The 6616-nt window shown below is 44.7% G+C and carries 3 protein-coding genes and 2 pseudogenes; 1 reads left to right on the forward strand and 4 read right to left on the reverse strand.

What is annotated here, in order from left to right:
* Positions 1–131: 131 nt before the first annotated feature.
* Together repC (FTV32_RS17790) and FTV32_RS15375 are read right to left on the reverse strand one after the other, a co-directional pair.
* Positions 132–209: pseudogene (gene repC, locus FTV32_RS17790) on the reverse strand (replication protein C, IncQ-type); the annotation flags it as partial.
* A gap of 215 nt (positions 210–424) precedes the next feature.
* Complete coding sequence (locus FTV32_RS15375) at positions 425–1378, reverse strand: replication initiation protein (protein ID WP_179991697.1); 954 nt, start codon at positions 1376–1378, stop codon at positions 425–427.
* A gap of 2194 nt (positions 1379–3572) precedes the next feature.
* Here FTV32_RS15375 and FTV32_RS15380 point away from each other — a divergent pair.
* Entirely contained in the window at positions 3573–4595 is a 1023-nt protein-coding gene (locus FTV32_RS15380; RefSeq protein WP_247166083.1) for a hypothetical protein, read from the forward strand.
* Positions 4596–4609: 14 nt separating this feature from the next.
* On the opposite strand, the pseudogene repC (FTV32_RS17585) reads toward FTV32_RS15380, so the two are convergent.
* Both repC (FTV32_RS17585) and FTV32_RS15390 read right to left on the reverse strand, forming a co-directional pair.
* Positions 4610–4924, reverse strand: a pseudogene (repC, locus tag FTV32_RS17585) (replication protein C, IncQ-type); the annotation flags it as partial.
* 33 nt (positions 4925–4957) lie between these two features.
* The gene (locus tag FTV32_RS15390) at positions 4958–6370 is read right to left on the reverse strand and encodes an MFS transporter (protein ID WP_199792616.1); all 1413 of its coding nucleotides are present in this window, start codon (positions 6368–6370) and stop codon (positions 4958–4960) included.
* Between the last annotated feature and the right edge of the window lie 246 nt (positions 6371–6616).

Consider the following 6616-nt stretch of genomic DNA (forward strand, 5'->3'; position numbering starts at 1 on the left):
TAGGCAATTTTTCAAAATATTGTTAAGCCTTTTCTGAGCATGGTATTTTTCATGGTATTACCAATTAGCAGGAAAATAAGCCATTGAATATAAAAGATAAAAATGTCTTGTTTACAATAGAGTGGGGGGGGTCAGCCTGCCGCCTTGGGCCGGGTGATGTCGTACTTGCCCGCCGCGAACTCGGTTACCGTCCAGCCCAGCGCGACCACTTAATATGAATATTGCAACCTTAAAAACTGCTGAAATATTTAAAAAACTCCCTCATTTATTTAAGTCTAAGTTTATATTTTTTTTCCTAGGCTTTTGGTTGATGCTAACAGCATTTCACTATGTCGATATTGTACCTAGTGATGATTATTTAATAATCTCAAAAGCCTTGGGAATACTTGCTTTGATCACCTATTTTTTTGAAAGAAAATAGGTATTACCCTTTGAAATCAGTATGTTTACGCAATGCTGTAAATATCCGTTTTGCAGTTTCTTCACGTACTGATTTTGGGTCTCTCAAAATACCGGCAATAAACAGAGTAAAAGCATCGTATGTCGGGAATGTAGAAAGGTCAGATATGTCACTTACACGACTTAAAATAGCACTATATTTGCTGATTTGAGCATCTGTTAAATCGCAGAACATATCTATTGTGTTCGGGTCCCGAGCTTGTGTCGTTAGAGTTTTAGGTTTTGGTTTCTCTTTTACAGTGAACTTAAAGCCGACTACAGAACGCCCCTGCTTTATATTCTCATAGCTGAGGTTAATATCCGTATTTTGATTAATTTCATCTAATGAGGGTTTAATTACCCTTTTTTTTAAATTACTTAAATCTTGATACGACTCAGGTAAGCCAAGCTGTTCAAAAAGATCATTAAGGCTGATTTGAAAACCGCCCATCACCTGATGTTTCTTAGCTAAGTGATAGATGTCTAGTGAGTAGTCTTTCCGGAGCCGTAATACAACCTCTTTTTTATATTTTGTATAAGGATTTAAAGCATCAAACTCCCTAAGAAGAAGAAGGACTTCATCAGTAAAGTAGAGTTCTGAACCCCCTTGCCCTACTTTATAAACAACCTTGTTCAACCATCTTATTTTCACCCGATCCCCATTTTGTGCTGTATATCCGAAAAATCGGGTAAAAAGACGCTCTGACGCTGTTTCTAGTGCTGTGTATGCGGTTGAAAGATCGACATTACACTCACGTGAAAATTCATGAGATGAGATAAAAATAGGTTCATTACTTGATATTTGTGTTGTTCTAGCAAGCGGCGTAGACATGATAAAAAGACGTTTTTCATCAAGGCTCATTCCACGAAAGCATTCAGCAACTCGGTTTTGTAAGACAACCCAATCTTTCGGATAATGTTTCTTTAGATCTACAGCCATATAAACAGCTCAAAAATAATAAATCGGTTTGTTTTTATACTAAGTACATTGTTTGAGTCAATACTTTTTTACAAATTAAAGTACATACATAGGTTTGTACTTTAATACTTGGCGTTTGTACTTTTTAAACTTGGCGTTTGTACTTTTTAAACAGTGTTTAACTTGGCGTTTGTACTTTAATACTTGGCGTTTGTACTTTTTTAAAGTTTGAAAGCCATGTTACACGTGGCTTTGAGGGGGGGCTAAAAGTATTTAAAAGCTTCTTAAAAGAATAAAAAGGAGCAGGGGAGTGAAAAACAGCCCTATGGCACTCGCTTCGCTCGTGGCATTTTGACCTCGTTTCACTCGGTCTTGGGGGCTGTTTTTTGGTGACTGCTTTCGAGGATTCAAAAAAGCAAAAGCGGCTATGAATTCGCTTCGCTCATAGAGCTTTTTTGCTCGCTTCGCTCGGTCTAGGTGCAAATACCAGCATTTGATTTAATTCCTTTTGTCTTTTTTATTTTTTTAAAGCAGTTTTTCAGAGGGTCGAGGCTCAACTTTTCTTTGTGTCACTCGTAGACACTCGTTAAATATACCGTTTAAATGCAAAAAATAAGGGTTTTTAGCTACTTTAGGTGTTTTTTTGATATTACCTACATGAAGTAAATTAAAGTGCCTTAGAAAGCAAAATAGAGAGATTTAGGAACTCACCTCGTTTAGTTGTTTTGCCGCAACCGAGGGAGTCATATCTCACTTTCGTAGAGTTCACGTTGTTTGTCGAGTAGAACATGGGTAGGCAAATACCCAAGTCATTATCACAATACGTCGTTCTTTATACTAAAGAATGGAAAAAACTCATCTTAACGAGGACTCCCGCTAATTTTTCTAAATTAGTTAAATATTCAATTAGTTAGAATTGAAACTATGAAAAAAATCATGCAGTACACAAGACTATGCTGCCGTATTTTCTTTTCTTTCATTAACGTTTGCTTAGTCCTGACTTAGATCGGGAGACCAATCCCGACCTATCAGAACAAACAATGGCGACCAAACCATTTTTAGCTATGTTTCGCTTTTTTAGATAACAACATAAAACCGACTCGGATTTTCGACAACACTACTCCCTTTACCACCCTTAGCAGCCACGCCACTGGTGAGTTCGCAATGTTTAATACAGCATCGACTTCGTTATTTTCATAACTTATACGACCTACTCATCCTCTCTCCCTCTCCATGCCTTGCCGTGACAACTCAATGTCTAAGCATGGAGATTCCCAAGTTATTTCTAACGATCTTAGCAATTGAACGCCAATGCTCTTTTGTCTGTCAGTGCTTCCATTTTCCCCACCACGCGGTTCCTTAGATTTGGTGGATATGACTTTGAGACAAAATCTGAGCGTATGGCTCTTAATCTACACGTGTCTCCGGTTTATGCTTCCGGATGTATACTGTTTAAGCTATCCGTTGACCCACTTTGCTTGAGATGATCTCACTCAGTGGTGCCGCTGCTTCCAGATTTCTCCTCAGCTAGCCTGTAACATTGCTGTTACCTCAAACGCCATCAGTTGTGCCAATGAGCTGCGCTTCCCTCTTAGAGTGCATTTGCCGCAACACATTGCCGTTATTAGTGACCCTTAACATCCTGTCAGGGTCTCACGGTAATCGTTAAAACAGGGTTTCAATACAAAAAAAATTGTATCTAGTCAGGCTATATCTAACCTCACGACCACTTCACAATCATTCGATTGTTTATAGGCTCCCGTGTCCTTGTCGCCCAACCCCGTTTACAACGGATTGGATCGAAAAGGAGTATTACAACTCCCTAGCGCCCATCAGATCGTACCGAACGGGATTTCTCCAGTAGTACGCTCAATCGGTCAACTCAAAATGGCTAGTTCTGAATTGTGCGCTATCTAAAAAAACATGGCTTTAAGCAGGCTGTTGCCTGCTCAAAATCGCTAAAACGAAAATGGTCAGGCAGTTGGTCAGACTGCTTTAAGTCAATGAATATTGCGACTATAAACCAAGCAAAAACAGATGTAAATTCCGTCACCTAGGAACCACTTGATTGCACGATGACAAATTGTGTCAATTAAGTCCGACCAATGCCTTTGGCATTGGTAAAAAATCAAAATCGTTGAAAGCATTATAAAATATAGCTTTTAGTTAGAATAAATATTGCTTGATTACATAGGACTTTTTAGAATATTGTTTGATGACAATTGAACAAATATTGCTTGGTAACAATAAAATGATTCATTACAGCCCGAACAGTCGTTATACAGCGCAAAAAATTGTAGATAAAGTTGCAAACGGTGCGTATTTCTATAGTCACTTTACTATTGAATCTGATAACACGATGTTTGCAGATAAAATCCAAAAACTCATAAAAAAACTCAGCCAAAAATATTCTTTAGATTTAAGCCCACGACAAAGGACTTATCGTTTAAATAAAAAAAATGAGCCTATTGCGGATTTAATTATTCAAAAGCGTTATGACCAAGATATATGGGAATTTTGGCTGTTTGTGACAACTCCAAAAAGCAATGAATACAACACTCTTAAAAGCGAGGGGCAATTAAAGAAAATAGTCAAACAGCGAATATCAGAAGTTGAAACAACGTGGAATCGAGAAGAAGAACAAGAACAAATTTCATTGATTCAGACATATTTTAATGACCATGAAAAATTCAAATTTGTTTTACAAAAGCCCTTTTTAAAAGTTGCGTTTGGAAATGGGAAAAATGTTGAACTGGTGCGCCTTTCACACTCAAAAAAGAAATCAAAGAATTATCCTGATACGGAGAAAAGTGCAAAAAACTATACATGGACTTGGCGATTTGATGAGCCTAGCGTGCAGCTGATTAAAAAAAGCTATGTTGAAATTATAAATACACTTATTTCAAATAATGACAAAAGCGTTGGCATGTCTAAGTTGCAGTCATTTTATGATGATCTGAAATTTTACGGAGTCTTCAAAGGGAATCGGCACCAGATCGGACGATTGTTTGTTGATGCGGTCAGTTATCACTTCAAAAAAACAGGGAAAAACTTTAGAAAAATGGACTACTACATTCCTTTAGAGCTGAATTACCTGCCCCGAATTAAGAATTATGCAGATGATTTTATTCAGTATGTTTTCTTAAGAAGGATTTATGAGAGTGTTCAAATCAATTTGAATAAAGACGATGTAAATCAAGACACTTACACCGAACTATTTAACAAATATTTGGTTTAATAACAGGACTTAATAGGCAACGCCTCGCGCACCCGCTGGCGGCGCTTGCGCATGGTCGAACCACTGGCCTCTGACGGCCAGACATAGCCGCACAAGGTATCTATGGAAGCCTTGCCGGTTTTGCCGGGGTCGATCCAGCCACACAGCCGCTGGTGCAGCAGGCGGGCGGTTTCGCTGTCCAGCGCCCGCACCTCCACCTTGACGCAGTCATACGCCACCGGACCGAGAGGGCGGTGAATGGTCGCGGTGCGCGCAACAAAGGGCGCGCCCCGCGACCACCGGTCGGGGCTGACTGACGAGTCGCCGGGCGTCGCCACGGAGCACCTCATCGGGAACTTCGGGATCGGGTTACGACGGCACGCTCATGTCCTCGTCTGTTGTTCCTGCGTCACGATTACGATTCGTTGGACAATGGCGGTCGCAAGGCAGAGGCCGATGATCGCGAGGCCGCTACTTAGCACATAGGGTGATACACCGTGAAGGGCCGACGCGAAGCCCAGGCCCACGTAGACCGTGACACCTGCGGATCCACCGAGCTGGTCTGCGGCTCGCTGTACGCCGGATGCGACTCCGGCATCATCGTCGGTGACCTCGGTCACGGCCGCGTACTGCAATCCAACGAGGCCGAAACCCATTCCTGCGGCGATGAAGAGCATCGCGGGGGTTAGTAGCCAAGCGGGGGCTTCGAGCTGCGCGGCTGCCGCGATCACGATCATGCCTGCCCCTGCGGAACTCAGTCCCACGACGATGCAAGCACGCGCTCCCCAGCGCCCCAAGAGGCGAGGTACGACGGTCACGGCGACGACTAGTGCCACCGCAAGTGGCAGGAGCAGCAATCCGGATTCCAGCGGAGAGAGACCGAGTCCATCCTGTAGATAGAACGTGAACAGCAGAAAGGACGTTGAGAGCGCCGCGCTCAACAGTGCAGTCGCAAGATTTGCTCGCACTCGTGTCCGGTTGCGGAAGAAGGTCAGCGGAACCAGTGGGTTTGCGGCTCGGCGTTCCACCTTGACGAACAATGCAGCGGCGGCTGCCGCTCCCACCAGGGCAGCGATTGATGACCAGGGCACATCCCCATTGCTGTCCCCGGCCTCCACCACTCCGAAAGCGAACAGCAGCGGTGCGCTCGTCAGCAGAATCGATCCGAGAATATCCAACGGTGCGCGCTCCTGTGATCGGTCTCGAGGTAGCAGGGCGACAGAAGCGATCAGCACGAACAGGACGAACGGAACGGCGATGAGGAAGATCCATCGCCAACCGAGATACTCGGTGATGATTCCCGAGAGCACGAACCCCAGCACAAGACCGCAGCTCGCAACCGCAGCCCAGACGCTCAGGGCGCGGGTGCGCGCCCGCCCTTCGGGAAACAACAGGACGATGGTCGCCATCGCAGCGGGCAGGGCGAGGGCTTCCCCTACACCCTGCAACAACCTTGCACCGACGAGTAGCGGAAAGGTCTCCGCGAGGCCCGCCATCAGCGAGGCCGCTCCGAAGATCGCGGTTCCGATGAGCAGAAGGCGGCGGCGGCCGAAGACGTCTCCCAGACGTCCACCAAGCATCAACAGACCACCGCCTGTGATGGTGTAACCAACGACGACCCATGTCAGGCCGCGCGCATCAACGCCCAGATCGTTGCCGATAGAGGGCAGCGCCACGTTGACCACGGTGACGTCGACGGCGATGAGGAATTGCAGGATGGACAGACAAACAAGGACTGCCCAGGAACGAGCGACCGATACTTGCGCAGGCCGCGATGAAGAGGTGCTAAAAGACACAGAGAACTCCGTTGCTCGAATGAAGATCGTGCATGAGTATCATACGGATGCTCGGGTCGAAAGGGAATCCCCAGGCGAGTAACCTGTTTGCGGTGATCCATTAGCTGCAGGAGCAGAAGAGCATACATCTGGAAGCAAAGCCAGGAAAGCGGCCTATGGAGCTGTGCGGCAGCGCTCAGTAGGCAATTTTTCAAAATATTGTTAAGCCTTTTCTGAGCATGGTATTTTTCATGGTATTACCAATTA

The sequence above is a fragment of the Acinetobacter sp. YH16032 genome, assembly GCF_013417345.1.
Taxonomy (GTDB): domain Bacteria; phylum Pseudomonadota; class Gammaproteobacteria; order Pseudomonadales; family Moraxellaceae; genus Acinetobacter.